This window comes from Serratia sp. YWN4 (genome assembly GCF_055790845.1).
Genome location: NZ_CM147696.1, coordinates 1,715,614 through 1,742,106, shown reverse-complemented (window position 1 = coordinate 1,742,106; position 26,493 = coordinate 1,715,614). Strand labels below are relative to the sequence as shown.

The window sequence follows — 26,493 nt, the reverse complement described above, 5'->3', positions numbered from 1 at the left end:
TCTGGCAATTTAACGTTGTCACCACCACGATACCAGAAGCACCGGCATCAACAACGCACTTCACAGCCACAAGGATGTACAGCCAATAAGCGCTATTTTCCTGGCCCTTGAATAAAAAGATTACGCGCTTTCACCGCCAGGTCTGGGTAGTTCGAAAACATGCCATCCATCCCCAATTCAAGATAGGCCTTATATTCCAGAGCCGCAGCAGCGGGATCATTTTTTGCAAATGTCCAACCATGCACTTTTAAACCTGCCGCATGTGCCTGCTCAATATATTCCTTCGCGATCGGGTAATCGGCACTGTTGATCAGCAGGCTAATCCCCTCGGCAAAACTGGCAATATCTTCAAAAGAAAGCAGTGGTTTTTCACCCACCGCAATGCGCAAACGGGCAATACCATCGTCCCCCATGGATGCCACACCCAAAACAATGTGCGGCATTGGGTTATTCTGCGCCTGTTCTTTGTTCCTCATACTGCGCAAAGTGACATCGCTGAACGACTGAATAAACACTTTGCTGCTGGCCGTGTAGTTATTACGCGACAGGATATCGAGGATCGCATCCTCCATTATCGGATCGGCCTGTTTGGCCTCAGGATAAATACCGATTGTGCGCTGTGTTACTGCATTCTGCTGTTCAACAAAATCGATCACCTCTTGAAATGTCGGAATCTCGAACGGGCTGGCGGCGCTGGGGGTAAAACCAGGATAGCTTTCTTTGGCCGTTCCCACCGGTTTCACCGTTAGCGTTTTAATCTCTGATAAGCTGAAATCAGCCACTTTATATCCGCCGTTACGCGGTGGATATAATTCAGCAACGTCGGTCGTTCGGCTTAACGTATCATCATGCATTGCCACCAACTCGTTATCGAGAGTCAATTGGAGATCGGGCTCAATATAATCAGCCCCCATCTGTATGGCGAGTTGGTAGCCTGCCAATGTATGCTCAGGGAGATAACCACTGGCACCCCGATGAGCAATCACCAAAGGCTGTTCAACGGCTTTTTTATCCTGTTCTACAGCTTGCGTGGAATGGTTATTATCACAGGCTGCCAGCAGTGATATCATCGACAGCATAGTCAGTGTTATAAATTTTTTCATCCAGAGAGTCCTTTCGGTATTGGGCCTAATATTTTTATTTTTCTCAGTAACAGACAGAATATCACCAGAGAAAATAAATACTTTCTGTGAGTGCTTGCATAAAAACCCCACACTTAGTTGATTTATCAAAAATAATGCCATTTTACTGTTAAAGAAAAATTTCAGATTTATGATTATCAATCTGAGGTATTTTCGTGATCCTTAAAGCGGTTTGATCTTAATTAAATAGCGATACTATCGTTATTCATTAGCATCAATCGAACAAACGAGAATCAGATATGCCCGTGCTGAAAAGATGTTTTTGTCGGAAAAAGCCGCATCAGCCGTTTTTAGTTCCGGCTATCACGGTTGTTGTCATGTTTTAAGGGGAATAATATTGAGTTGGCTGTACGATTGCGTTAAATTTAACAAGCAACATCTTGGAATACACCAGGCCGGACGGTGAAATATGTCGAGAATCAACTTAGAGAACGGGGAATGCACAGCACATTCGGTCAGTGACCGTTTGCTCAAGCTATTGAAAACCTGCGGCCCACAACAGGCTTCAGAAGCCGGGAAAGTGCTTGGCACTACCGGTGAAGCCGCTCGTCAGCAGTTCGTCAAACTGGCGAAGGATGGGTTAGTCGAGGCTAAAGCCGAAACCCGTGGCGTTGGCCGCCCGGTGCAGCTCTGGTATCTCACCCCGGCAGGCAATGCCCACTTTCCTGATGCTCATGCCGAACTGACGGCCCAACTGCTGCGCACCGTACGCAACAAGCTGGGGGAACAGGCGCTAGATTTATTGATCGACAGCCGCGAACAGGAAACCCGCAGCAATTATCAACAGGCGATGGCCGGGGCTAGCAATTTACGTGAGCGCGTTGCACGCCTGGCGACCCTTCGCTGCCACGAAGGCTACATGGCCGAATGGAGCGAATTGCAAGACGGAACCTTTCTGCTGGTAGAGAACCACTGCCCTATTTGCACCGCCGCCCGAGTTTGCCAGGCATTTTGCCAGGCTGAGCTGAATGTGTTCACCGAGGTGCTGCAAGCACGGGTTGAGCGTTCCGAACATATTCTTGCCGGCGCACGCCGCTGCGCCTACCGGATTTTACCCCGGCAGAGCCTCTAAGGCTGTAAGTGTAAATGAAGTTGTCGCCCAAGATTGATTTATGCGGCCTGTTTATCCCGCTCCGAATTGAGCGTTGCGCTATCCCGCCGTTGCCAGTTTAGTGTCTACAGTGACCAGCGGGTTGGCGTAACGAGTTGGAATTGCTGCTGAATCGGATTTCGGGGAATTTGGTGATGCTACGCCTATGCTGTATGTAGTTAAGGCTGCATTACAATCGGCCTACACACCAGCGGAGGGCGACTAATTGCCTCGTTTGAATTTAAGGCTGTTGGCTTTTCAAGGTTTTCTCTAATCTCATAGGGCCTGGCGAAAACACCTGCCAGGCTCCTCTCACAATATCGACTATAACCAAAATAATTCGAGTTGCTTGTAGGCGGCAACGGAGTGAAGTCCTAGGAGCATAGGTAACTATGTGACTATGTGACTATGTGACTATGCGGAATGAAAACAGCCAACCCCCAGCAACTCGAAGTAGGAAGGGTATATTTAGTTATCAGAGTTTTGTTACCCGGCCTTCACCCAAATGGAAATTACATAATTCGTTTAACATTTCCATTCCAGAGTTAGTTTGTGAATCAAAAGTATCCTTGGTTATTTTGGCTATGACTTGAACTTTGCTCCCTAACTCCAGAGACTCTGCCAGTTTCGCCGAAGCCATTCGGTCAGGAAGATTGACTATTGCACTACAATCCGGTGCCTTCGAATCATTGAAGACTATACTGTACTCATCTCTTTTGGTTTTCAGAGTATCGAGGTCAAATTTACCACTTTCCGACTTGATATCAGTGATCGTCCCGGTAAATAACAGTGTTTTTCCGCTCCATTTCTTTTTGGCCTGTACCACATTTTTTTTCTCATCGGCCCGCAAATCAGCTAGAGAGGCTGCGGTGGCATTACCATATCCACTAACGGTATCATTCAGGGAGCTCATTGCACCATTCACCGAGCTTAACCCGTCATTTAGCGATTTTAACCCATCAGTTGTTGCACAACCTGTCAATGACAACAGTACAATACTCAGGCATGGCAATGTGACTCTATGTTGGAAACAGTTTGATTTTATGCGTGGCATTGATTAACCCTTATGAAAGATTTGGAAAAAAATCTAATTACTTGAAGTATCTCGGGATATTTTAATGAATTCCCGTTACCTCGTGGTACCCATGACAAGTGAGTAAATCAAGATAGAAGTAGTTTTGGATTTTTGAGAATGATTAAAAACTCTACTATAGCCTACGAAAATGCCCTTAAACTATGTAGTATAAAAACTGCCCGGAGCACAATTTTTAATCTTTATTAATCGAGGGCCATTATTACATAGTCAAACAAAAATACCAGTTATTCTTCAGTCCCCCATCTTACCTTGAACGTGGCGCCACTCAGTTGTGATTGGCTAATTATGTAGCCTGAGCAGGTCGTTTCTGCTCTACCCAAAATAATTCGAGTTGCTTGATAAAATCGTAACGCGTGTTCGAACAACACTTGTGCTGGCCCCTGGCCCAGCATGGGCCGAGTTGCGCAGCCAACACCCAAGTAACTTGAAGTATAAAGGGTATGTATCGTTTCTTGCTTGGATAAAGTTGTACAGTTTTTATTTTTTTGTACAACTTTGCATTAAGCCGCTATGGTTAATGTAGTGAGTGTTCCAAGCAGGGAAAATGGCATGGCGTTATACACGATTGGCGAGGTTGCACAACTTTGCGGCATTAATCCGGTTACGCTGCGCGCCTGGCAACGGCGCTATGGACTGCTGAAACCACAGCGCACCGAAGGCGGCCATCGCCAGTTCAACGAAGAAGATGTGGCCCGCATCCACAATATTCTCCGCTGGATTGAGCGCGGCGTACCGGTCAGCCAGATCAAACCTTTGCTGGACGGCTCCGCAGTACCCGACCACAGCACCAACTGGGCAACGCTGCAACGCCAACTCCTGGCCTTGCTCCAGATCCCTTCGCCTGCCAAACTGCGTAGCCGCATCTTTGAGCTGGGCCGCGAATATCCTCCCCAGGCCCTGATCGAACATGTGCTGCGGCCGCTGCGTTCACAGCTCAAAAATCACCATGAACTGTTGCACATGCTGCACAGCCTGCTGGATGGCGTGATCATTGAATACGCCGCCTTTTGCATGGTCGGAGCACGTAAAAAGCCCGGTGCAAGCGCGTTGCTGTTGAGCTGGGGAAACTCCGATCGCACCGAATTGTGGATGGTCGCCATCCAACTGGCCAAAAGCAATATGCGCGTTGATATCCTGCCGGATCCTTTGGAACATCCGCAACTGACAATGCTCAAGGCCGATCGCTATTTTATTTGTACCGAAGGCGTGCTCAATACCGCCAAACGACGGCAATTGGCCACCTGGCGCGAAGCCGGGCTGGATATCACACTGATTGACAACAACGCTCTGTTAACTCTTCCCATGGAGCAGCCCCATGAGCACCCCTGAAGCACTGTTGGCACGTTTTTCACACTTCTATACCCGGCTGGATGAGAGCCAACTGGTCGATCTGCCCGAGATTTATCACCCCGACATCCGTTTTGTCGATCCCGTTGGTGAGCATCTGGGCCTAAAGGCGCTGGATGCCTATTTTCGCCAATCACTCAGCAATCTGAGCTATTGCCACTTTGCCATCACCGATATTCAGCAGCATCAACAGCAGGCCTACGTGTGCTGGCACATGACCTATGCCCACCCACGCCTGCGCCGTGGCCGTGTCCTCACGCTGGAAGGCGTCAGCCAGTTGCGCTTTGCCGAACAGCGCATCGTTTTTCAGCGCGACTACTACGATCTGGGTGCCATGCTTTATGAACATATCCCGCTGCTCGGCCAAGCCGTGCTCAGCATCAAGAAGAGGCTCCAATGATGAAACGCGTGCTGATCACCGGGGCCAGTTCGGGTATAGGGCAGCAATTGGCGCTCGACTATGCCGCCGAGGGCTGGCAGGTGATCGCCTGCGGGCGCGATGCCGCCCGGCTGGCGGCACTCAGCACGCAGAATTCCAACATCGTCTCGCGTCGTTTCGATATCACCGATCTGGCGGCCACCCGAGAAGCCTTGGCGCACTGCCCGGCTGAGTTAGTGATCCTGTGCGCCGGAACCTGTGAATATCTGGATAACGGCGTGGTAGAGGCGGAAAAGGTGGCCCGCGTGCTCAGCACCAACCTGTTGGGGCCGGTCAATTGTCTGGATGCCCTGCTGCCACAGTTGGCACCCGGTGCGCGGGTTGCCCTGGTGGGTTCAACCGCCAGTCTGATCCCCCTGCCGCGTGCCGAAGCCTACGGTGCCTCAAAAGCCGCCTTGGCCTATTTTGCCCGCAGCCTGGCGGTGGATCTGGCAAAGCGCAGTATCGGCGTTTCTCTGGTGCTACCCGGTTTTGTCACTACACCGCTCACCGATCGCAACGATTTTGCCATGCCGATGATCATCACGCCCCAGCAGGCTTCCGGCTATATCCGCCGTGGCCTGGCAACAGGGGCTGCCGAAATCGCCTTCCCTCCGCTGTTCGCCGCGCTATTACGGCTGGCAGCCTTACTACCACAGGCCGTGCAACGCTGGCTCGCTAAGCGCATGGTGAGGTAATTTAATGAAAATCGCCATTATTGGCAGCGGCATTTCTGGCCTGACCTGTGCCTGGAAACTGGCCCATGAACATCAGGTGACGCTGTTTGAAGCCAACGATTACCCTGGTGGCCACACCGCTACCGTGGACGTCACGCTGGCAGGCCGCAGCTACGCTATCGACACCGGATTTATTGTTTACAACGAGCGCACTTACCCACAATTTATTGCGCTGCTGGCAGAGTTAGGCATCAGCGGCCAGCCGACGGAAATGAGTTTTTCGGTCACCCATCCGCGCAGCGGGCTGGAATACAACGGCCATACGCTCAATACGCTGTTCGCCCAGCGCCGTAACCTGCTTAACCCGCGTTTTTACCGCCTGCTGGCAGAGATTGTGCGCTTTAACCGCCAGTGCAAAAAACGCCTGGCCGCTGGCGGAGCTGGCAACGAAACGCTGAACGACTTCCTGCAACAGGCCGGATTTTCCACCTATTTTGCCCAGCACTACCTGCTGCCGATGGGGGCCGCGATCTGGTCCTCTTCCATGGCGGACATGCGGCAGTTCCCGTTGGCGCTGTTCCTGCGCTTTTTTGATCACCACGGCCTACTGGATGTCACCAATCGCCCGCAATGGTTTGTGGTGCCCGGCGGTTCGCGCGAGTATGTGCGCCGTATATTAGCGGCACTGGCGGGCCACCTGACGCTGCACCTGAATACGCCGGTGCGGCGGGTAGAACGCCAGCCACAGCGGGTAGTGATCCACAGCGCCCAGGGTGAGCAGCATTTCGATCAGGTGATCTTTGCCTGCCATGCCGATCAGGCACTGCAATTGCTGGCCGATGCCAACCCGCTGGAACAACGCGTTCTGGCCCAGTTACCCTATCAGGCCAATGAAGTGATCTTGCATACCGATGTACGCCTGTTGCCGCGTCAGCGCCGTGCCTGGGCCAGTTGGAACTATCTGCTGCCCGCCAGCAGCGAGCAGTTAGAAAACCAGCGTGCTAGCGTGACCTACAACATGAACATCCTGCAAGGCCTCAACGTACCGCACACCTTCTGCGTGACGCTTAACCCGCAACAGCCGATCGACCCGGCACACATCCTGCGCCGCTTCAGCTACCACCATCCGGTATTCAATCAGGCCAGCGCACTGGCACAACAGCAGCGCGCGCTGATAAACGGGCAGCAAAACACCTGGTTCTGCGGGGCTTACTGGTACAACGGTTTTCATGAAGATGGCGTGCGCAGTGCGCTGGACGTCACGCAGACCTTGTTGCAGGTAAAAGCCGCATGAACAGCGCCCTGTACGTCGGCCATGTGCGCCATCGCCGCTTCAGCCCGGTGCTGCACAGCTTCGATTACCGCCTGTTTATGCCGCTGATCGATCTCGACGAACTGGCACAGCTGCCTGCTCTCGGCATTGCGTTAGAACGCTTTGCTCCGGCGTCGTTTTATCGCCGCGACTATCTGGGTGGCGGTGATATCAAAGCCAAAGCACAGGAGCGCATTGCCGAGCTGACCGGCGAAAGGCTGAACGGCCGCGTTATGCTGCTGTGCCAGTTGCGCTATTTGGGCTGTTACTTCAACCCGGTCAACTTTTATTATCTGTATAACGCTGACGACGAACTGCGCTGGCTGCTGGCCGAGGTGCGCAATACCCCATGGAATGAACGTCATACCTATGCGGTAAAGCCAGACGGCACGCTGCCGGTGGACAAAGTCTTTCACGTTTCGCCGTTCAACCCGATGGACATGACCTACCGCTGGCGGCTCTCCCCCCCTGCCCAGCGGCTACGCGTGCATATCGAAAATCACCGAACCAGCCGCGAGTTCGACGCCACCCTGCTGCTTTACCGGCAGCCGTTGACGCGGGCCACCCTGCGCCAACAGCTGTGGCGCTTGCCGTTGATGACGTTGAAAACCGCCGCGGCCATTTACTGGCAAGCACTGAAATTATGGCTGAAACGCGCGCCCATCTACCCTCACCCCGCCTCTGGCGGCAAGGATAAACCATGAGTTCACCGGAATACTCCCTGAGCCGTAGCACAGCTATTTCCGGCCGCAGTAAAGGCGCACGCCGTATTATTTTTACCTTATTGCAGCAGTTGCAGGGCGGTGGCCTGTTGTTGCGTGAGCCCGGTGTCGGTGAAATCCAGTTTGGCGATGCCAGCGCACCGTTACAGGCCGAAGTCGAGGTGTATGACCTGCGCGTTTACCGGCGGATCCTGCTGGGTGGTAGCATCGCCGCTGGCGAAAGCTATATCGACGGAGACTGGAGCAGCCCCGATCTCACCGGCCTTTTACAACTGCTGGCCAGCAATATGCAACTGGTCGATAAACTGGAGGCACGTTTGAGCTGGCTGACCGCTCCGTGGCACGGATTGGTGCATCTGTTGCGCAGCAATAGCCGCCGCCAGGCGCGGCGCAACATCGCGGCGCATTACGATCTGGGTAACGATTTTTATCAGCAGTTTCTCGACCGCGAAATGCTGTATTCCAGCGCGTTATACCGCGAAGCCGACATGACGCTGGAACAGGCACAGCAGGCCAAAATGCGCCGCCTGTGTGAACAGTTGGATCTGCAACCGGAAGATCACCTACTGGAGATTGGCACCGGCTGGGGCGCACTGGCAGAATTTGCCGCCCGCGAGTACGGCTGCCGGGTTACCACCACCACTATTTCGCAGGCGCAGTACGACTATGCCTGCCAGCGCATCGAGCAGGCCGGGCTGAAAGATCGCGTCACTTTGCTGTTTGAGGATTACCGCCAGCTCACCGGCCAGTACGACAAGCTGGTATCGGTTGAGATGATCGAAGCCGTAGGTAAACGCTTTTTACCGCTGTTTGTGAAGCGCTGCCAGCAGTTACTCAAGCCCAAAGGCAAAATGGTGTTGCAGGCGATCACCATTACCGATCAGCGCTACCAGCAATACAGCCGCAGCGTGGATTTTATCCAGCGTTACGTATTCCCCGGCGGCTTTTTGCCTTCTGTCACCGCGTTATGCGAAACCCTGACACGCCACAGCGATTTGGTGATGTGCGATCTGCACGATATCGGCCGCGACTACGCGCGCACGCTGCAAGAGTGGCGGCAGCGCTTTGAGCACCACTGGCCTTCATTGCACAGCCAAGGGTTTGATGAACGTTTTCAGCGGCTGTGGCGTTTTTATCTGTGCTACTGCGAAGCCGGTTTCCTGGCGCGCACCATCAGCACGGTACAGCTCAGCGCTGAACGCCGATGAAATTAGGTACGGGATTCTGGCTGACCAACCTGGGCTTCAATGCCTACTGGACGCTGGCCATCCTCTGGGGCGAACGCGGGCTTCCTTTGCTGTTGGTCGGCGCAGCGCTGGCGCTGGCCTTCACCCCAGCCTGGCGGCGTAAATGGGTGTTGCTGGCGGCGCTGCTCGGCATTGCCATGGATGCTCTGTGGTGCTACTTCGGCCTATTCGAATTTACCGGCCAAAATGGCGTGCCGTTGTGGATGTGCGCATTGTGGCTCACGTTCGCTTGCTGGTGGTCTTGCTTACTGAGCCGGATCAGGCTGACGCTGCCAATGTTGGTGCTGTTGGGCGCAGTTAGCGGCCCGCTGGCTTACGTGATTGGTTGGAAACTCAATGCAATGGCACCGCAGATTGCGCCAGAAATGATGATCCTTGCCCTGGCCTGCGGTTGGGCGATTTATCTGCCCGTAATCAGTTGGCCAATGTTACGTAGGGGAATGCCATGAAGATGCTGTTCACTCTGTTGCTCTGCCTGAGCAGCCTGGCGGCACAGGCCAGTGAATGGGTCACCTGGCCGACAGTAGGCAGCGCCACGCTGCGCTGGGGGCCGTTTGACATCTATTTCTCGGTATTACGCACGCCAGACGGGCGTTATCGGGCGGATAACTGGCCGCAGGCGCTGAGCATTAACTATCAGCGCGATATCGCCACCGAAGATCTGGTAAAAGCCACGCAGGAACAGTGGCAGGCGATGAAAATAACGGTGCCAGCTGCGCAACAGCAGCGCTGGCTCAGCCAGATGAGCGCTATCTGGCCCTCTGTGCAGCCCGGTAGCCAACTCACCTTTGTGGGCGACCATGACGGTGGCCGTTTCTATTATCGTCCACAGCCGGGTCAACCCATCCAACCGATCGGTGAGCGCTTCGACGGCGCTTTCCGCGATGCCTTTCTCGCGATATGGCTGTCACCCGCCAGCCAATTCCCCACCATGCGGCAACAGCTGACTGGAGACTCATGATGAATATCAAACATCTGTTAATGGCGTTGTTGTTTTTGCTGGCAGGGTGCAGCGCAGATATCAGTGACTATCAGCACGATAAGCCCACTTTTGACCTGTTCGGCTACTTTAGCGGCGAAACCCGCGCCTGGGGAATGGTGCAGGATTATCAGAACAAACAAATCCGCCGCTTTGAAGTAGTGATTCAGGGCGAGGTTGTTGGCAATACCCTGACGTTGAAAGAAAAGTTTGTGTATAACGACGGCGAGCGTCAAACCCGCGTCTGGCGCATCATCAGAAATGAAGATGGCAGCTATCAGGGCACGGCTGGCGATATCATCGGTGTCGCGCAGGGTAACACCGCGGGCAACGCCTTCAACTGGCGCTACGCGATGAACGTGAAAACCGAGAATGGCACGGTGAAATTGCACTTTGACGACTGGTTGTATCGTCAGGATGAAAACCATCTGTTTAACGTGACATCGCTGCGCAAATTTGGGGTAGAAGTCGCCAAAGTGACGCTGTTTTTTGAAAAACAATAGTTACTCCCGGCTTTCTCTCACCGGGAGAGAGCCGCCTTATGTGGCATGACGCCCCAACAACACGCTCTTTTCCCCACTCCTGCGGCAAGCACAAAAATGCATTGCTTATCCTCCCCACGTTAGGGTTTACTGAGTGCCCTAATAAATCACCGCCTACCGAATAAAGAGCCCATGCTGAGCCAACAAAACCGTCATCTCCTGCCATTAATTGGAGCGCTGTTCACGCTATATATTGTCTGGGGATCGACCTATTTTGCTATCCGTGTTGGGGTCGAAAGCTGGCCACCGCTGATGATGGCGGGTATCCGCTTTCTGGTGGCGGGCATTATCCTGTTCAGCTTCCTGGTGCTGCGCGGCCACGCGTTACCGACGCTAAAACAGTGGGTTGCCGCCGGTACCATCGGCATCCTGTTGTTGGCAGTCGGTAACGGCCTGGTCACGGTGGCAGAACATCAGAACGTGCCCTCCGGCATTGCCGCCGTGATGGTGGCAACCGTACCGTTGTTTACCCTGTGTTTCAGCATGTTATGGGGAATGCGCAATACCAAGCTGGAATGGACCGGCATCGCACTTGGCCTGGTGGGCATCGTGCTGCTTAATACCGGTAACAATCTGGTGGGCAACCCGACCGGCGCACTGCTGATCCTGCTGGCATCGGCCAGTTGGGCCTTTGGTTCGGTGCTCAGTTCGCGTATTTCACTCCCCGCCGGGCCAATGGCCGGTGCGGCAGAAATGCTGGTGGCCGGGGTAGTGCTGATGGTTGCCAGCCAACTGAGCGGCGAACATCTTGATAGCATGCCCAGCCTCAGCAGCTTTTTGGCCCTTGGCTATTTGATCGTATTCGGTTCAATGCTGGCGATCAGCGCCTATATGTTCCTGCTGAAAAATGTGCGCCCGGCGGTGGCGACCAGCTACGCCTATGTGAACCCGGTGGTAGCGGTATTACTCGGCGTCGGCTTTGCTGGTGAAACGCTGGCGGCGCGTGAATGGTTGGCTCTGGTGGTGATCGTCTCTGCGGTGGTGCTGGTCACGCTGGGCAAATACCTGTTCACCCGCCCGGCCAAGGTGCAGCGCGCTCAGGTAGCAAAAACGCCCGAGTAAGATAAACGATGATTGTTTCGCTGAAGGGGCTATAATTCCCGCTGTTTTGACTCACCTGCGAAATATAACTCATGCTGAAAAAAGCGTTCGTCATCGTCATCGCCCTATGTGCCTTTGGTTCTCTGGGCGGCGTATTCCTGGCCGGGCTGAATATCTATACCCGCTCCACGACTCCACTTGAAGCAGCGCCTGCCAGCACCGCTCCGGTAGCCACTCTTCAGACCAAGTGATGGTGCTATAGCGCCGTCACCCCCAGCGCTGCCGCCTGTTGCTCATGTTCGCGGATGATCTGATAGGCCTCGCGCGGCACCAGGCTGAAATCACCGATCAACAGGCTTTCACTGGCCGGATTGCTGACCATCGCACTGGCCGCCGCGCGTAGCAGCGCCAACTGCTGTGGCGTTGTGCCCGCTGCGGTAATCAGCGGCAATCCTGGCACCGCTGCGGTGCGGCCAATAATCTTCAGCCCGGCCACCGCCTGCGGCTGTGCGCGTTTGAGCAAGGCAAAGCTGACACAATCGATCGCCGCAATATCCGCCTGCCCGCGGTGGATCATCTTTATTGATTCATAATGAGCACCGGAAGCGATCGCCTGGCGGAAAAATTGCCCTTGCCGCGCCAGCGGCGCAATCAACGCCAGCAGGCTGTTATAGCCGGATTGCGAATCCCGGCTGTTATAGGCCGCCACCCGACCACGAAAATCCTCCAGCCGTTCCCCCGGTTCGTTATCTCGCACCACCAGCCAACTGCTGTAATTCGCACCGCTGCATCCTTCCACGCGATAATGGTAGGTGCCCACCAGTTGTACCTGCGGCAACATCACCGCCAACGGATAACCGCAGGTCTGGCTCAGCAGCAGATCCGGGCTCTGCCAGTGCGCCAACAGATCCTGCGGCCAGCTCAATGCCTGTGGCACCTCAACCATACCAAGCTGCCGTAATTTATTACGCAACGCCTGCCAGAAGGGTTCAACCTGTTGATGGTTGACGCCATACATGGGCAAAGAGACTGCCTGCATTTTGTTTACCCCGCAGAAGATAACACCGCACGCCAAGTGGTCAGGTAGCGCACCCAGCGTTCGAACAGCATATCGGTGATGATCGCCAACAGCGCCACCACCACCGCCCCTTGGATTACGTAAGCCGTATTGAAACCGCTCAGCCCGATGATGATCGGCGAGCCCAGCGTTTTGGTGCCCACCGTGGAGGCGATCGCCGCCGTGCCGATATTGATGATCACCGAAGTGCGAATACCCGCCACAATCACCGGAGCCGCCAGCGGCAGCTCAACGCGCCACAGGATCTGCCAGCGGTTCATCCCCACCCCCTGCGCCACCTCGCGCGTGGCGGCCGATACCGATTCGATCCCGCTCAGCGTTCCTTGCAGAATCGGCAACAGGCCGTACAGCACCAAAGCAATAATCGCCGGTTGTTCGCTAAAGCCCATCACCGGCACCGCAATCGCCAGCACCGCCACCGGTGGAAAAGTCTGGCCGACGGCCACCACGGTTTCTACCAGCGAGCGGAACTCACGCCCCGCCTCGCGCGTCACGGCAACCCCGGCACTGACGCCAATCAGCACCGCAATAACGCTCGATACCGCCACCAGCAGCAAATGTGCTTCTACCAGCGAGAAAAAGCTGTCCTGCTGATACACCGGCCTGTCCAGCTCGGGGAACCAGGCAGCAAACAGCCAATGCAGGTGGTTCATACCAAACACCAGCGCCAGCAACAGGGCAAAGGTCCACGGCAGCGGATCGCGCCACCAGCTTTTCATGACAGTGCCTTTTGCGCGATCAAGTCGCTGAAATGCAGCACGCCAAGCGCTTCACCCTGCTCGCCAATCACCGGCAGGCGTTCGCTGCCACGAGCAACAAATACCGACAGCGCATCGCGTAGGCTCATCGCCGCCTGAATCGGCTCCCCTGCGGCGCTGCCTGGGCGCATACGCTCAGCCACCGTGCCCAGCGCCAATAGCTTGATGCCGCGATCGCTACCGCCAAAAAAGTCTCGTACAAAATCATTTACCGGTTCGGTCAGCAGCGCCAGCGGCGTGCCCTGCTGCACCACCCGACCCTGATCGAGCAACACAATGCGGTTCGCCAACCCCAGCGCTTCGTCAATATCGTGGGTTACCAGCACAATGGTGCGGCCAGAAAGCTGATGAATCCGCGCGATTTCATTCTGCAAGGTCAACCGAGTAACCGGATCGAGCGCACCGAAGGGTTCATCCATCAGCAAGACCTCAGGATCGGCGGCTAACGCACGCGCCACGCCAACCCGCTGCTGCTGCCCGCCAGAAAGCTGATGCGGATAACGGCGGCGAAAGCGCTCCGGCTCCAGATGCAGCAGTTCCATCAATTCACTGACCCGATCGCGGATGCGCGCCCGCGGCCACTTCAACAATTGCGGCACGGTGGCGATATTCTCCTCCACCGTCCAGTGCGGAAACAGGCCGATCGACTGAATGGCATAGCCCATACGGCGGCGCAGATCCTGCGGCTTGAATTTATGGATCTCTTCACCAGCGAAATAGATTTTGCCTTCGTCATGTTCAATCAGCCGGTTGATCATCTTTAAGGTGGTAGATTTGCCGGAGCCGGAGGTGCCGATCAGCACGGTAAATTCCCCTTCTGCAATATGCAGCGAGAGGTCATCAACCACCGGTTTACCCTGAAAAATCTTGCTTACCCGATCAAAGCGAATCATCAGCGTGTCACTTCCAGCAGTGAAATTATGAATTTGAACAGCGAGTCCAGGATCACCGCCATGGCGATCACCGGCAGCACCCCGAGCAGCACCAGATCCAGTGCGCTACTGAGCAACCCTTGGAACACGATGGCACCAAAACCACCGGCACCGATCAGTGCAGCCACCACCGCCATGCCCACGGTTTGTACCGCCAGAATGCGCACGCCGGTGAGAAACAGCGGCAGCGCCAACGGCAGTTGTACGCAGAAAAAAGCCTGCCCGCGCGTCATCCCCATACCGCTGGCCGACTCGATCACGCTGGCCGGAACGCTTTGCAGGCCCGCCACCACGCTACGCACCAGCGGCAACAGGGCATACAGCACCAGTGCGACGATCGCCGGTGCCATCCCAATGCCGCTGATGCCCAGCTTCGCCAGCCAAGGCAGCGCCGCCGCCAGCCAGGCCAGCGGGGCGATCAGCAGGCCAAACAACGCGATAGAAGGCACGGTCTGGATAATATTCAGCGTAGAGAAAATCGGCGTTTGCCAACGCTCTGAGCGATAACACAGCACGCCCAGCGGCACGCCGACCAGCAACGCCGGAATCATGGTAGCCAGCAAAATAGTCAGATGCTGCAACAGCGCCGCGTCGAACACCTCCTGCCGGTTGTGGTACTCCTTAAGCAGCGAAAGCTGATCCAACTGGCCGCTGAACAGCAGCAATAGCGCAGGCAGCATCACCAGCAGATTGCCCAACATGCGCCACAGGTGCGAAGGGGTAATTCGCGCCATGGCATCGGCGGCAATCAAGCCACAGAGCGCCGCCATCAGCCAGTAGCCGCTGCCCCACGAGGTGCGCGCCAGCGACGAGCCCTGCAATGCCAACTGCTGCGCCGCATGGCCGCTTAACCAAAAGATCAGCGCCAACAATAGGCTGGCCGTTAACGCCGTCAGCAACGCATTGCGCCGCACAGAGGCCAGCAGGCTGAGAACGGCCAGAACCAACAGGGGCAACAGCAGCCACAGCGCCGGGCCGTGTAACAGCGATATCAGGGAAATACTCTTGCCAGACAGCAGGCGATTGGGGGCATAACTGAGAAACGGCAGGCCAAAGGCCGCCAGCAGCAGCATGATGAATAAGGTCAGTAGTACGCGGTTTTTTAAAGCAATAATCAAAGCGACTCCCCGCTCCATTACCCGTTGGGGCCGTTTTACCGGCCCCAATTCCCAAGAGTTAAGGCTATTTAATCAGCCCTTTCTCTTTAAGGTAGTTTGCCGCCACCTGTTTGGCATCCTGCCCTTCCACGGCGATCTGCGCGTTCAGTTTTTGCAGCGTTGGGCCATCCAGCGTAGCGAAAACCGGCTTCAACAGCTCGGCAATATTGGCATGCTCTTGCAACGTGGCTTCACGAATAATCGGTGCCGGTGCATAAATAGGCTGCACACCCTTTGGATCTTGCAGGGTTTGCAGCCCCAAAGCCGCCACCGGGCCGTCGGTGCCATAAGCCATCGCCGCATTCACCCCCGAAGTCTGCTCTGCCGCCGCCTTGATGGTTACCGCCGTATCGCCACCGGCCAGCGACAATAACTGATCCTGAGTCAGCTTAAAGCCATAAGCGCTCTGGAAAGCCGGTAAGGCATCCGGGCGCTCAATAAACTCTGCCGATGCCGCCAGTTTGAACTTACCGCCGCTGTTGATCCACTGGCTGAGATCCGCCAGGGTTTGCAGATGATGAGCTTCCGCTACGTCCTGACGGACCGCAATGGTCCAGGTATTGTTCGCCGGGGCGGCATCCAGCCAGACGATATGATTGTTGTCGTAATCGAGCTTCTTCACCTTCTCAAAACCGGCATTGGCCTCTTTCCACGCCGGATCTTTTTCATCGGAGAAGAAGAAAGCCCCATTGCCGGTATATTCGGGGTAGATATCAATTTCGCCGGAGGTGATGGCACCGCGCAGCACCTTGGTGGTGCCCAGTTGCAGTTTATTGGTGGTTTTGATGCCGTTAGCTTCCAGCACCTGCACGATGATGTTGCCGAGCAACGATCCTTCGGTATCAATCTTGGAGCCAACGCGCACCGTATCCGCCGCTTGCGCTGCACTCGCCGTCAGCAAGCTCAGCGCCAAAGCCAGAAAACGTCCACGTAATGAGGTAATCGCCATGCCTGTTCCTCTGATTAATGATCGGTTGGAAAATCCTGAGCAGCACCGGCCCAGCGCGCGAGTGATATCGTTGGCCAGCCGCGCTGCTCGCCGTCTGCCAAATCCGCAGCGGCAAACGGATGCACCTCAACGGCGATCGGCGTAAAGGCATAATCAGCCAACCACACGCCATATCCCGCTACCACAAACCCCTGGCTGCGCTGGCGGTAAGCCTGTTGCTCCGCCAGATACACTTTACGCAATCCGTACCATGGCAAGCCAGGTAAATCATGATGCACTAAATGATAGTTCAGATTGAGGAACAGCAAGCGCCATGGCCAAGATGCCTCGTTAATAACAGAACGTGCCTGCGGTGCTTCCACCGCGCGATGTTCAAAAAACGATCTAACCTTAGTCAGGCCCAGCGCCGGATAACTCACCGCCAGCAGATAAAACCCGGCAGAAAGACCCTGAGCCTGCAACCAGATCAACATCGGCACCAGCAGCGCGCCATGAACCAGCCACATCGCCAGAGTACGCACATCCCCCGCCAGAATGGCTCTCAACGCGTTGATCAGCGTGGATGTAATGTCCAGCGCCGGGCCAAGCACTATTCTGCCAATCAGGGTGTTACGTGCCTTAGCCAGCAACGGCAGCAATATTGGCCAGCGCTGCCACCGTGCCTGGCTGAAGTAATAGCTTTCCGGATCGTTTCCCGGCAGCGTTAAATATTGATCACGGTGATGTTTTAGATGGGAATCGCGATACAGCCCGTAGGGGTACCACACCGCCAGCGGCAGCAGGCCAAGCAGATGATTCAGGCGCGGCCAGCGTGTCGGGTGGCCGTGGATCAGCTCATGCTGTAACGACATATAACCGGTGGTGGCGACAATCAGCAGCGGCGTGCCCAACCAGGGGCCCAGCAGTGACCAGTAATGCACCACGCCAAACCAACTGCCATACACCAGCGCAATAATGCCCCAGGTCGGCAGTTCCAGCCGCCAAGACCATTGCCGGGCAAGCTGTTGGATCCAGGTACGTTGTGCGCCGTGCAGATAAACACTGTGTGAGTAATTTGAAGACATTTTCCGGCTCGCAGTGAGAGATTTCCCTCAGTATCTGCGAACCGGTTCGACGGGCAAAATAACCAAAGTGGCAAAGCAAAGTTAAAAATCAGCAACTAACGCGGGGCAAACTCGATCACTACATTTTTGAAAGCAAGGTAATCTTGCTCACGGTTCATCCTCGGCAACTCAGCCTGTTGTACGGCGTTACTGGCCGCCTGGCATAATTCTTTATCTCCTTGGAGCACCTCAAAACCTTGCAGTGAACCATCCGGCAGCAAATGTAGTTTGATAGTGCAGGTTTTCGATTGATAACTTTTGGGTAAATACATTTTCTCCGTGATGGCCGACTGTATTTGTTGCGCATGAACATTGATGCTTAGCGCCGTCACATCATCGGCAATCGCCTGTATTTTCGGTTGTTTAGGGAAACTCACTCTAACGATTTTTTCCTTTTGCGCGGCATGAGCAGGGAAGCTCATCCGGCGCATTGAAGCCGCAATATATTCGCCGAACTGGCCAGAAGGTTCAGAGCCAATCATGCGTACGTTTTGCAATGCCCCTTTATCATCAACATCATAAGTAATGATGATAAAGGCATTTCTGTCACGCTGAAGGGTGTCTGAAACCTCTAACCACTGCTTGCGGCTAAGCACAAAACTTTTTCCCAATAGCGCCGAATTGGTGCCGTTAATAATCTCTATTTCCCGATTTTCAGAGCGATTCCCACAACCTGCGAGCAAAAATAGTGATGCTAAAACCAGTACACATGACCGGATGTTCATGTCGCTATATCCCTGTTTATCTGACAGAATCGATAAAACATTATGGGTACTGTGACAAAAATTTCCAACAGCGCTGTTCGGCAGAAGCGGCGATCGCATCCAGCACGCAGGAGACTTTCCAACCTTCGGCAAAATCTGGCCACATTTTCTCCCCGGCGGCGATGCCGTTAACCAGATCGCGGATCTCGACCGTTTTCTGATCGTTAAAACCAATACCGTGCCCGGCGCTGATGCAGAATGCGGCGTAATCCGGATGCTGCGGCCCCACCAGAATAGTTTTGAACCCTTGGCGTTCCGCTGGCTCATCGTGCCGGTACAGTTTCAGCTCCGCCATCCGTTCCTGGGTAAAACTCAGCGTGCCTTTGGTGCCGGTGACCACATAGCTCAGGCCCATTTTGCGCCCGCAGGCAATGCGCGAAGTTTCTATCGTGCCCATCGCGCCGTTGGCGAAGCGCACCAGCGCACTGGCCTGATCTTCGTTTTCCACATCACACAGCACTGCCGGGTTTTTAGGGTCAGGCCGCTGTTTGATGAAGGTGTGCAGATCGCCGGAAACCGCCACAATCTCCCCCACCAGATAATGCGCCATATTGACGATATGCGCCGCCAGATCGCCCAGCGCCCCCAACCCGGCGCTGGCCTTGCGACAGTGCCAGTCGATCGGCGTGCGTGGATCGGCCAAATAATCCTCATTATGGGTTCCGTAGAAATGCACCACTTCACCGATCTCGCCGTTGGCAATAATCTCCCGCGCCAACTGGCTGGTCGGGTTTTTCATATAGTTGAAACCGACCAGGGTTTTTACCCCTTTGGCCCGTGCCGCCTGCTCCATTTCAGCGGCATCTTGCGCATTCAGCGCCAGCGGCTTTTCGCAGTACACATGTTTGCCGTGGCGAATAGCGGCCAGCGCCATCTCTTTATGCAGGAAGTTCGGCGCACAGATATCCACCACGTCAATGGCAGGATCGGCCACCAGCTCGCGCCAGTCGGCGGTTGAGCGTGAAAAGCCAAACTCCGCCGCCCGTTGTGCAGCCAGTTCGGGTGTGACCTCTGCCAACATCTCCAGCACCAGTTCCCCTTTCAACGGGAACACCGTATTTACCTGGGCATAGGCAATAGCATGGCACCGGCCAATATAGCCGGTGCCAATCAATCCAACGCGCACCTGTTTCATCGCTTTCTCCTGGGCCACTCTTCGCTGACGCCACATTAATGGAATTAATTTTCTTATATTTATATATATGAAATTTAAATTTCAATAACAAGCCCGCAGCAAAGTTAACCTCATATCCGTGATAGCGTTCATAGAACGCTGCCGACTTTGATGTAACAGTGAATTTAGTCTTGCAAAGCAAGGCAGAATATTTATTTCAAATTATGCGATAGAGACCCTGGTGTTGGTGACAAAAGCGTTAATCGATATCCCTCATTTACGCCAAAAAGGTTTACGCCCTTCATGCCGTGCCTGCGCCCGGCTTAGGCCAATATCAGCCAACTGCTCATCGCTCAAGAGCAGCAGCGCTCGGCGTGTCTGGTGACGTTGCAGACAAGATTGTAACCAGCGCCATAACGCCTTGCGTTGAGCGGGTTGGCATTCGACAGATATTGTCATCATTATGATCTCCCTATGTTTATCACCTGGGTTGATGATGCAATGCCAGCCGAAAAGAATACAGATTCAACAAAGTGGTATTTTTTCCATACAAAGGCTGTTTTCAGGCCGCTGAATGGTCTATTTTAAAACCATCTGTACCGGTTTTTTGCTGGTTAACGTAATTCTGGAAATCTGTATGACACGCTACGCCACCCTGGCCGCCATTCTCAGACAACGCATCGAACAAGGGCTGTATGCCGCAGGCGAGCGCTTGCCTTCGGTACGCACGCTCAGCCTGGAGCACGGCGTCAGTATCAGCACCGTGCAGCAGGCTTATCGCCTGCTCGAAGAGCACCAGTTGGTTGAGCCACGAGCAAAATCAGGCTACTTCGTACGCAGGCCGCATCTGATCGCAGAACTGCCTGCGGTGAGCCGCCCGGCGCAGCGCCCGGTGGATATCTCGCAATGGGAGCAGGTGCTGGAGCTGATCCGTAACGAGCCGCGCAGCGATCTGGTGCAACTGGGGCGCGGGATGCCAGACGTCAGCGAACCCACGCTCAAACCACTGCTTAAGGCGCTGAGCAACACCGCCCGCCACGGCGACTTGCGCAGTTTGTATTACGACAACATTCAAGGTGTAGCCAGCCTGCGCGAGCAGATCGCCCGCCTGCTGCTGGATTCCGGCTGCCAGCTTGATGCTGAACAACTGATAATCACCACCGGCTGCCAAGAAGCGATTTCCGCCGGGTTGCGCGCCATTTGCCAAGCCGGGGATATCGTTGCGGTCGACTCCCCTTGTTATCACGGCACCATGCAAACGTTGAAAGGCTTGGGTATAAAAGCGCTGGAGATCCCGACCGATCCCCTGACCGGCATCAGCCTGGAAGCCTTGGAGATGGCCTTGGAACAGTGGCCGGTGAAAGTGATCCTGCTGACCCCGAACTGTAACAACCCGCTGGGTTACATCATGCCGGATGCCCGTAAAAAGTGCCTGTTGAGGCTGGCACAGTGTTACGACGTGGCGATTATCGAAGATGACGTGTATGGCGACATTGCCTACAGCTACCCTCGGCCGCGCACCATCAAATCTTTCGACGATGACGGGCGGGTGCTGCTGTGCAGTTCGTTTTCCAAAACGCTGGCCCCCGGCTTACGCATTGGCTGGATCGCCCCTGGCCGCTACCTTGAACGCGTGCTGCACATGAAATATATCGGCACCGGTGCAACGGCCACTCAGCCGCAACTGGCGATTGCCGAATTTATCCGTCACGGCCACTACATGCAGCACCTGCGCCGCATGCGTATCCGCTATCAGCAAAACCGCGATCTGATGACCTGCTGGATCACCCAATACTTCCCCGCCGGTACCCGCGTCAGCCAGCCGCGAGGCGGGTTTATGCTGTGGATCGAACTGCATGAGGAATTTGATACCCTGCGCCTCAACCGCTATCTGGAAGATAAAGGAGTGCAAATTGCCGTCGGCAGTATTTTTTCCGCCGCAGGCAAATACCGTAACTGCCTGCGCATCAACTACGCACAAAAACTGACCGCTGACGTTGAACGCGCGGTGAAACAGATTGGTATGACCATCGCACAGATTATGCAGAGCCAGTCCGAGCCCGTAAAACAAGTGGACTTCAGTGCGCCAGAGTGAAAAATTATCACCATTTTCTTACCGGGAGATCAGTATGCAACCCAAGATCTTAGTCAGTGCTTGCCTGGCCGGTTTCAAGGTGCGTTATAACGCATCCCATAAAACGCTGGTCAATTCCACGCTGGAACGCTGGCAGCAGGAAGGGCGGTTGGTGGTTTGCTGCCCCGAACTGGCGGCGGGCTTTTCCACACCGCGCCCACCGGCTGAAATTGCCGCCGCAGCTAACGGTGCTGAAGTGATTGCTCGCCGGGCCAGCGTGATTGACGCTGGCGGCAACGATGTGACCGAACCCTATCTGCTGGGGGCGCATCTGGCGCTGGATACCGCGCGCCTGCACCATTGCCGCTTTGCGCTGCTCAGCGATCGCAGCCCTTCCTGCGGCAGCCAGACGATTTATGACGGTTCATTCGGCGGCCAGACACAGCCCGGTAGCGGTGTTACCGCAGAATTGTTGCGCCAGAACGGCATTGAGGTGTTTTCCGAACATCAGGTTGAAATGTTGATCGCCCGCGTTGAGGCAGTTGAACACGCCTAACGTTGTGCCAGATAGTCCGCCAGCCGCTGGCGCAAATGGGCGATGCCCTGTGGATGCTGCACAAATTCGGTCATGGGCATCATTTGCCAACGTTGCCCCTCGTCACCGAAACGGATAGCGGCGATCTGCGTTAGCGTGATTTTACCAATCATAAACCAGGTGGGTGGATAGCCGGGGTGGATCCCGGCGTAACGTTGTTGCCACAGAATCTGGCGTGCTGAAAGCCGAATACCGAACTCTTCCAGGGTTTCTCGCTGCACGCACTGCAACGGCGTTTCTTCTCCTTCGCGCCCGCCGCCGGGCAGATCCCAGCAGCCGGGCCACGGAATACCGGGCTTTTCGTCACGCTGATATACCAGCACGCCCTCGCCGCACAGCAGCGCGATTTTTGCGCCGCCAAAGTCGTGGTCAATCATCCGCATTTACCCTCAAATTTCTCCCCATAAACATCATATCCTCTTCATCTTGCACATGTCGCCTTGGCGCTGGTGTATAGTAAAAACCCGATTTGATAACAGGCGGATAACAACAATGAACTCTCCATTTTTGGTGACTGCGCAGTGGCTTGAACAACATATTAACGATGAAAATCTGGTGGTGGTCGACGTCCGTATGTCTCCGGTCGGCCTGGTGCCCAAAAAGGATATGCTGGCCGAATTTGCACGCGGCCACATTTCTGGCGCGGTCTATTTCGATATTGATAACGTGGCCGATAAAAATACTTCGTTGCCCCATATGCTGCCAACGGCGGAGGAATTCAGCGCCGCAGCCGCTAAGCTGGGTATCAGCGAACAACACACCATTGTTTTCTACGATGAAGGCAACCAGTTCTCCGCGCCGCGCGGCTGGTGGACATTCCGCAACTTTGGTGCGCAGAACGTTTACGTATTGGACCAAGGTTTAAACGGCTGGGTTGCCCGTGGCAACGAGCTGGCAACCGGCGCGGCCGAGCCCAAACCTGCCACCTTCAACGCCCACTTTAACGTCGAGGCGGTGGTCAATATGCAGCAGGTTGAGCAGGCCATGCAGGATAAAGTGCAGATCCTCGACGCCCGCGCAGCACCGCGTTTTCATGCCCAAGCCCCGGAACCCCGCCCCGGTTTGCACCGTGGGCACATTCCCGGCAGCATCAATATTCCGTATGGCGATCTGCTGGAAGATGGCCGCTTCAAATCACTGGCAGCGCTTAAAAAAACCTTCCTCGAGAAAGGCGTGGATATCACCGCGCCGATCATCGTCAGTTGCGGTTCTGGCGTTACCGCCGCCGTGCTGGCATTGGGTTTACAGTCGCTGGATGCCCATCAGGTGAAATTGTATGACGGTGCCTGGAGCGAATGGGGTTTGCTGAGCGGCAACCAACCCATCGCCCAAGACTAGGTGATGCTTAACTTACTCGCGTAATCGCTCAATAATAATCTGCGCCAATTGCCGGATGGCATCATCCGGCTGTTCCTCGGCCCGATGTAGTTTCACGCCAATCTGCTGTAGCGCGGGCAGTGCTTCGGGTGCCAAGCGGGCCAACCCCGGTGGCAACCCGGCATCGGTACGTACCGTGACGCCCAATCCGGCGCTGACCGCCGCCCAATTTCCTCACCGGCAACGGCTTCAGAGGAGTCAGCCAGGCATTTGGTTGGCCGCAGGTTAGCCATTGGCTGCCCTGGGTGGTGAAGATGGTGCCAGAAAACCTCGCCGAGGCCCGTTATGCCACGCTGGAGTCCTGCCGATTGCCGCTTATAGCGATCTCGCCCTGTTGCGCGCACAGCAACAGGCTAATCCATTGGCCTTAGCCAGCATTGTGGCGTTCGATCCGGCACACTGGCAGTTGGTCAGTTTCCATCTGTGGCCCCAACGGCCACAGCAGAGCAATGCGCAAACGCAGTGCTACGCGGTGGGGCATATCTCTGCGCCGTTGGATACCACCGCGCTGTTCCATGAGGTGAACTCGAGGGTATAATTCCCCTCTCTTCCTTGGTATGGATACGCTTATGTTCACTGTCCGTCAGGCACAGCTTGCTGATTTAACCACCGTGCGCGAGATCGGTATCGCCAGTTATATTGCCCATTTCGGCGCGCTTTGGCATAGCCAGAGCGAAATGGAAGATTTTCTCGCCAAAGATTTTTCCGTCACCGCGCTGACCAATACCTTGCAGGATAAGCAGGTTTGCTGGTTACTGGCTTATGAAGAAGAAACCCCAGTGGGCTTCGCCCGGCTGAACCTCGACAGCCCGCTGGCGGCAACCGCCACCCGCGGCGCGGAACTACAGAAAATCTATTTCCTGCTGGGATTCGCCGGGCGCGGTTATGGCGAGCGTTTATATACCGAAGTACAACGGCGAGCGATTGAAAGTCAGCAAAAAATACTCTGGCTGGATGTACTGAAAACCAACGTTTCCGCTCAGCGCTTTTATCAACGGCAAGGGATGGCGATCGTTGGCGAGAATCGTTTTACCACCGCCAGTCAGTCGGTGGAACTCTGGTATATGGCCAAGACGCTGCCACTCACAGCCACTTCGGATCTTGGGTAAAAGAGATGGTCAGCCAGCGGTGCGGGCCATCTTCGCCGATGGCATCGGCAATCTTGTCGCGGATTTGATCAAACTTGTATATTCCGCTGTCTTCCATACTTTCGGGAACCACGATGTGGATCTCAATAAACAGCCCGCGCCCCATGCGCGTGGCGTAGTTAGAATAATCCAGAAAGCCATATTCCAACGTCAGCTGCGCCATAATGGCTTCGATTTTGCAGTCGAGGCTGTCGGGGGTCATCTGCAACACTTCTCTTACCGCAGATCTGACCGTTTGTATCGGGATTGGGATCAGTACCAGGGTCAACACCGCCAGCGCAAAGGGATCGGTATACACGTTCAGGTATTCGTAGCGGGTGCCTTCCATCAGCCAGGTAAAAATAAATGCCACCAACAGCGCGGAACTGATACAGGCCGACATCAACCAGCTTTTGGTATCCAACGCAATCAGTTCTGACTGCACCTTTTTATTCAGCCGACGCTGTTTAAAATAGAGCGTGAAACAGAAAATACTGACGGTGACGGCATATACCATCGCCCAGCCCAATTCCAGTTCGCGCCCGCCGTCGGCAATCCCTTTGATGGCGTTCACGAAGGCGTACAGGCACAGCAGGGTCAGCAAGCTACCGTTAAACGCTAACACCAGCGGCTCAACATGCCAGAATCCATACTGAAAACGGCGGCTGTAGGGCTGCCCGAGCAGGCGCGATACCAGCAGCGATAATGAACACATACCGGCATCCAGTGCAGAAAACATGCCGTCAAAAACAATCGACATGGAACCGCAGACAATGCCAAACACAATGCCTGCGCTGGCAATAAATAGCGTGCAGTAAATTGATCGCTTAAGGATTTTTTGTTCGATTTCAGTGCTGTGTAGTTTTTGCTGAATATCCGCTGGCGCAGTTGTCATATTATTATCTTAATTCCACAGTCATCAGACGATGTCCTACCCATTGCCCAACTCATCAAGCCCAGAATTGAACCGGTATCGTACAGAGTATGATCCACAAAACCTAAGCGCGCAAAAGACAGGGCAAGCGGTGAACGGGCAAAAAAAACGCCCTCAATGAAGGCGCTTGATGTAGCAATGCGGAAAGTTACGCGCCGCGTATGCGTTGGGTTAACCCCTTCAGGAAATAACGCAGCATCTGATCGCCGCACGGACGATAATTTTTAGTGCCTTGTTTGCGGAACAGTGCGCTCAGCTCCGGCTTGGAAATACGGAACTCCACCGCGGTGAAAATCTGGTGCAGATCGATATCTTTCAGCTCAAACGCCACGCGCAGTTTTTTCAGCACCAGATTGTTGGTGATCGGCAGTTCTACCTCAGGCGCAGGGAATTTGTCGTCCTTGCCGCGTTTGAAGAACACCAGGCCATTAAGGAAATGGGCCATCACTTCGTCTGGACATTGCTCAAAACCCGGTTCGCCCTCTTTGATCAGGTAGGCCGCCATGGCTGCCGCGCTGACGTCAAAACCGTCCAGTTTGACGATCTCAACCATCTTCGCATCGTTAATACTCAGCATGTAGCGCACGCTGCGCAGCACATCATTATTGATCATGGAATTGCCTTTAGCTTATCAACCGGGGAGGTGTAGATGTTGCTACACCTTACATGTGCGGCAGTATAGGGATCCGGCGGGGGTTTCTCAATCGGATTTCCACCGGCCAATATCGGCTGGCCGATGAGAATTAATGCTTTTGCGCCCCCCGGCTAATGCACGTGGAAGGCAGGCTTACCGAGATCGATACCCAGAGAAGCCATAGCGTTGTTTGTTAAATAGCTTGAGCTAACACTCGTTTTTAATCTTTTCGTCTTGACTAATAATAGTCATTAATTAATAGAAACCCGTTTCTCTGGCTGAAC

General features: G+C 54.8%; 31 protein-coding genes and 2 pseudogenes. 18 read left to right on the top strand and 15 right to left on the bottom strand.

The window, feature by feature from the left end:
• Nucleotides 1-92: 92 nt before the first annotated feature.
• The gene (locus ACX9GT_RS08210; RefSeq protein ID WP_473190617.1) at nt 93-1,244 is read right to left on the bottom strand and encodes a glycerophosphodiester phosphodiesterase family protein; all 1,152 of its coding nucleotides are present in this window, start codon (nt 1,242-1,244) and stop codon (nt 93-95) included.
• A 307-nt stretch (nt 1,245-1,551) separates the two neighbouring features.
• Here ACX9GT_RS08210 and ACX9GT_RS08205 point away from each other — a divergent pair, with 307 nt between their 5' ends.
• On the top strand, nt 1,552-2,214 hold the full coding sequence (locus ACX9GT_RS08205) for a helix-turn-helix transcriptional regulator (protein WP_473190616.1): 663 nt from the start codon (nt 1,552-1,554) through the stop codon (nt 2,212-2,214).
• Between the two features lie 493 nt (nt 2,215-2,707).
• Here the strand turns inward: ACX9GT_RS08205 and ACX9GT_RS08200 are convergent, their stop codons facing one another.
• Nucleotides 2,708-3,286 (bottom strand): hypothetical protein, encoded by a 579-nt coding sequence (locus ACX9GT_RS08200; RefSeq protein WP_473190615.1) that lies wholly within the window; start codon nt 3,284-3,286, stop codon nt 2,708-2,710.
• Between the two features lie 591 nt (nt 3,287-3,877).
• On the opposite strand from ACX9GT_RS08200, the gene ACX9GT_RS08195 reads away from it, so the two are divergent.
• The 11 genes from ACX9GT_RS08195 (at nt 3,878) to ACX9GT_RS08145 (ending at nt 11,864) form a co-directional block, all read left to right on the top strand.
• On the top strand, nt 3,878-4,657 hold the full coding sequence (locus ACX9GT_RS08195; protein ID WP_473190614.1) for a MerR family transcriptional regulator: 780 nt from the start codon (nt 3,878-3,880) through the stop codon (nt 4,655-4,657).
• Nucleotides 4,644-5,075: a nuclear transport factor 2 family protein gene (locus ACX9GT_RS08190; protein WP_473190613.1), complete on the top strand. Its 432-nt coding sequence runs from the start codon at nt 4,644-4,646 to the stop codon at nt 5,073-5,075. Before ACX9GT_RS08195 ends, ACX9GT_RS08190 begins: the two co-directional genes overlap by 14 nt.
• Complete coding sequence (locus tag ACX9GT_RS08185; RefSeq protein WP_473191537.1) at nt 5,075-5,791, top strand: SDR family NAD(P)-dependent oxidoreductase; 717 nt, start codon at nt 5,075-5,077, stop codon at nt 5,789-5,791. Before ACX9GT_RS08190 ends, ACX9GT_RS08185 begins: the two co-directional genes overlap by 1 nt.
• Before the next feature lie 4 nt (nt 5,792-5,795).
• Nucleotides 5,796-7,064 (top strand): NAD(P)/FAD-dependent oxidoreductase, encoded by a 1,269-nt coding sequence (locus ACX9GT_RS08180; protein ID WP_473190612.1) that lies wholly within the window; start codon nt 5,796-5,798, stop codon nt 7,062-7,064.
• The gene (locus ACX9GT_RS08175) at nt 7,061-7,786 is read left to right on the top strand and encodes a DUF1365 domain-containing protein (RefSeq protein WP_473190611.1); all 726 of its coding nucleotides are present in this window, start codon (nt 7,061-7,063) and stop codon (nt 7,784-7,786) included. Before ACX9GT_RS08180 ends, ACX9GT_RS08175 begins: the two co-directional genes overlap by 4 nt.
• Nucleotides 7,783-9,012 (top strand): class I SAM-dependent methyltransferase, encoded by a 1,230-nt coding sequence (locus ACX9GT_RS08170; protein ID WP_473190610.1) that lies wholly within the window; start codon nt 7,783-7,785, stop codon nt 9,010-9,012. Before ACX9GT_RS08175 ends, ACX9GT_RS08170 begins: the two co-directional genes overlap by 4 nt.
• Nucleotides 9,009-9,500, top strand: coding sequence for a DUF2878 domain-containing protein (locus ACX9GT_RS08165; protein WP_473190609.1), 492 nt, complete (start codon nt 9,009-9,011; stop codon nt 9,498-9,500). The genes ACX9GT_RS08170 and ACX9GT_RS08165 overlap by 4 nt, the downstream gene beginning before the upstream one ends.
• A complete protein-coding gene (locus ACX9GT_RS08160; protein ID WP_473190608.1) occupies nt 9,497-10,012 on the top strand; it encodes a hypothetical protein in 516 nt (171 codons plus the stop codon). The genes ACX9GT_RS08165 and ACX9GT_RS08160 overlap by 4 nt, the downstream gene beginning before the upstream one ends.
• Nucleotides 10,012-10,533, top strand: coding sequence for a DUF3833 domain-containing protein (locus ACX9GT_RS08155; protein ID WP_473191536.1), 522 nt, complete (start codon nt 10,012-10,014; stop codon nt 10,531-10,533). Before ACX9GT_RS08160 ends, ACX9GT_RS08155 begins: the two co-directional genes overlap by 1 nt.
• A 171-nt stretch (nt 10,534-10,704) precedes the next feature.
• The gene (gene yedA, locus ACX9GT_RS08150) at nt 10,705-11,634 is read left to right on the top strand and encodes a drug/metabolite exporter YedA (protein ID WP_473190607.1); all 930 of its coding nucleotides are present in this window, start codon (nt 10,705-10,707) and stop codon (nt 11,632-11,634) included.
• 71 nt (nt 11,635-11,705) lie between these two features.
• Nucleotides 11,706-11,864 (top strand): hypothetical protein, encoded by a 159-nt coding sequence (locus ACX9GT_RS08145; protein ID WP_473190606.1) that lies wholly within the window; start codon nt 11,706-11,708, stop codon nt 11,862-11,864.
• Nucleotides 11,865-11,869: 5 nt separating this feature from the next.
• On the opposite strand, the gene ACX9GT_RS08140 is transcribed toward ACX9GT_RS08145, so the two are convergent.
• From ACX9GT_RS08140 to ACX9GT_RS08100, 9 genes are all read right to left on the bottom strand, one after another.
• Nucleotides 11,870-12,652 carry a phosphate/phosphite/phosphonate ABC transporter substrate-binding protein gene (locus tag ACX9GT_RS08140; RefSeq protein ID WP_473190605.1) on the bottom strand — a complete coding sequence of 261 codons (783 nt, stop codon included), beginning with the start codon at nt 12,650-12,652 and terminating at the stop codon, nt 11,870-11,872.
• 5 nt (nt 12,653-12,657) lie between these two features.
• Nucleotides 12,658-13,410, bottom strand: coding sequence for an ABC transporter permease (locus ACX9GT_RS08135; RefSeq protein WP_473190604.1), 753 nt, complete (start codon nt 13,408-13,410; stop codon nt 12,658-12,660).
• Nucleotides 13,407-14,342 carry an ABC transporter ATP-binding protein gene (locus ACX9GT_RS08130; protein WP_473190603.1) on the bottom strand — a complete coding sequence of 312 codons (936 nt, stop codon included), beginning with the start codon at nt 14,340-14,342 and terminating at the stop codon, nt 13,407-13,409. The genes ACX9GT_RS08135 and ACX9GT_RS08130 overlap by 4 nt, the downstream gene beginning before the upstream one ends.
• Nucleotides 14,342-15,499, bottom strand: a complete 1,158-nt coding sequence (locus tag ACX9GT_RS08125; RefSeq protein WP_473190602.1) for an ABC transporter permease — start codon at nt 15,497-15,499, stop codon at nt 14,342-14,344. Before ACX9GT_RS08125 ends, ACX9GT_RS08130 begins: the two co-directional genes overlap by 1 nt.
• A gap of 64 nt (nt 15,500-15,563) precedes the next feature.
• On the bottom strand, nt 15,564-16,487 hold the full coding sequence (gene osmF / locus ACX9GT_RS08120) for a glycine betaine ABC transporter substrate-binding protein OsmF (RefSeq protein ID WP_473190601.1): 924 nt from the start codon (nt 16,485-16,487) through the stop codon (nt 15,564-15,566).
• A 14-nt stretch (nt 16,488-16,501) separates the two neighbouring features.
• Nucleotides 16,502-17,551: a fatty acid desaturase gene (locus ACX9GT_RS08115; RefSeq protein ID WP_473190600.1), complete on the bottom strand. Its 1,050-nt coding sequence runs from the start codon at nt 17,549-17,551 to the stop codon at nt 16,502-16,504.
• Between the two features lie 95 nt (nt 17,552-17,646).
• Complete coding sequence (locus ACX9GT_RS08110; protein ID WP_473190599.1) at nt 17,647-18,315, bottom strand: cell envelope integrity TolA C-terminal domain-containing protein; 669 nt, start codon at nt 18,313-18,315, stop codon at nt 17,647-17,649.
• A 40-nt stretch (nt 18,316-18,355) separates the two neighbouring features.
• Nucleotides 18,356-19,489 (bottom strand): Gfo/Idh/MocA family protein, encoded by a 1,134-nt coding sequence (locus tag ACX9GT_RS08105; RefSeq protein ID WP_473190598.1) that lies wholly within the window; start codon nt 19,487-19,489, stop codon nt 18,356-18,358.
• Nucleotides 19,490-19,741: 252 nt separating this feature from the next.
• Nucleotides 19,742-19,930, bottom strand: a complete 189-nt coding sequence (locus tag ACX9GT_RS08100; RefSeq protein ID WP_473190597.1) for a DUF1127 domain-containing protein — start codon at nt 19,928-19,930, stop codon at nt 19,742-19,744.
• Between the two features lie 175 nt (nt 19,931-20,105).
• Here ACX9GT_RS08100 and ACX9GT_RS08095 point away from each other — a divergent pair, with 175 nt between their 5' ends.
• Nucleotides 20,106-21,563 carry an aminotransferase-like domain-containing protein gene (locus ACX9GT_RS08095; protein ID WP_473190596.1) on the top strand — a complete coding sequence of 486 codons (1,458 nt, stop codon included), beginning with the start codon at nt 20,106-20,108 and terminating at the stop codon, nt 21,561-21,563.
• A gap of 34 nt (nt 21,564-21,597) precedes the next feature.
• Entirely contained in the window at nt 21,598-22,098 is a 501-nt protein-coding gene (locus ACX9GT_RS08090) for a 2-thiouracil desulfurase family protein (protein WP_473190595.1), read from the top strand.
• Here ACX9GT_RS08090 and ACX9GT_RS08085 read toward each other — a convergent pair.
• Nucleotides 22,095-22,514, bottom strand: a complete 420-nt coding sequence (locus ACX9GT_RS08085) for an NUDIX hydrolase (RefSeq protein WP_473190594.1) — start codon at nt 22,512-22,514, stop codon at nt 22,095-22,097. The two genes, ACX9GT_RS08090 and ACX9GT_RS08085, sit on opposite strands and share 4 nt — an antisense overlap.
• A 115-nt stretch (nt 22,515-22,629) precedes the next feature.
• Here ACX9GT_RS08085 and sseA point away from each other — a divergent pair, with 115 nt between their 5' ends.
• On the top strand, nt 22,630-23,475 hold the full coding sequence (gene sseA / locus ACX9GT_RS08080; RefSeq protein ID WP_473190593.1) for a 3-mercaptopyruvate sulfurtransferase: 846 nt from the start codon (nt 22,630-22,632) through the stop codon (nt 23,473-23,475).
• Nucleotides 23,476-23,487: 12 nt separating this feature from the next.
• On the opposite strand, the pseudogene ACX9GT_RS08075 reads toward sseA, so the two are convergent.
• A pseudogene (locus tag ACX9GT_RS08075) lies at nt 23,488-23,688 on the bottom strand (LysR substrate-binding domain-containing protein); the annotation flags it as partial.
• Between the two features lie 53 nt (nt 23,689-23,741).
• Here ACX9GT_RS08075 and ACX9GT_RS08070 point away from each other — a divergent pair.
• From ACX9GT_RS08070 to ACX9GT_RS08060, 3 genes and pseudogenes are all read left to right on the top strand, one after another.
• Nucleotides 23,742-23,885, top strand: a pseudogene (locus ACX9GT_RS08070) (hypothetical protein); the annotation flags it as partial.
• Between the two features lie 8 nt (nt 23,886-23,893).
• The gene (locus tag ACX9GT_RS08065; RefSeq protein ID WP_473191535.1) at nt 23,894-24,052 is read left to right on the top strand and encodes a DUF4865 family protein; all 159 of its coding nucleotides are present in this window, start codon (nt 23,894-23,896) and stop codon (nt 24,050-24,052) included.
• 31 nt (nt 24,053-24,083) lie between these two features.
• Nucleotides 24,084-24,623, top strand: a complete 540-nt coding sequence (locus ACX9GT_RS08060; RefSeq protein WP_473190592.1) for a GNAT family N-acetyltransferase — start codon at nt 24,084-24,086, stop codon at nt 24,621-24,623.
• On the opposite strand, the gene ACX9GT_RS08055 is transcribed toward ACX9GT_RS08060, so the two are convergent.
• Both ACX9GT_RS08055 and ACX9GT_RS08050 read right to left on the bottom strand, forming a co-directional pair.
• Complete coding sequence (locus ACX9GT_RS08055) at nt 24,598-25,536, bottom strand: cation diffusion facilitator family transporter (RefSeq protein WP_473190591.1); 939 nt, start codon at nt 25,534-25,536, stop codon at nt 24,598-24,600. The two genes, ACX9GT_RS08060 and ACX9GT_RS08055, sit on opposite strands and share 26 nt — an antisense overlap.
• A gap of 187 nt (nt 25,537-25,723) precedes the next feature.
• The gene (locus tag ACX9GT_RS08050; RefSeq protein ID WP_473190590.1) at nt 25,724-26,188 is read right to left on the bottom strand and encodes a YehS family protein; all 465 of its coding nucleotides are present in this window, start codon (nt 26,186-26,188) and stop codon (nt 25,724-25,726) included.
• Nucleotides 26,189-26,493 lie beyond the last annotated feature (305 nt).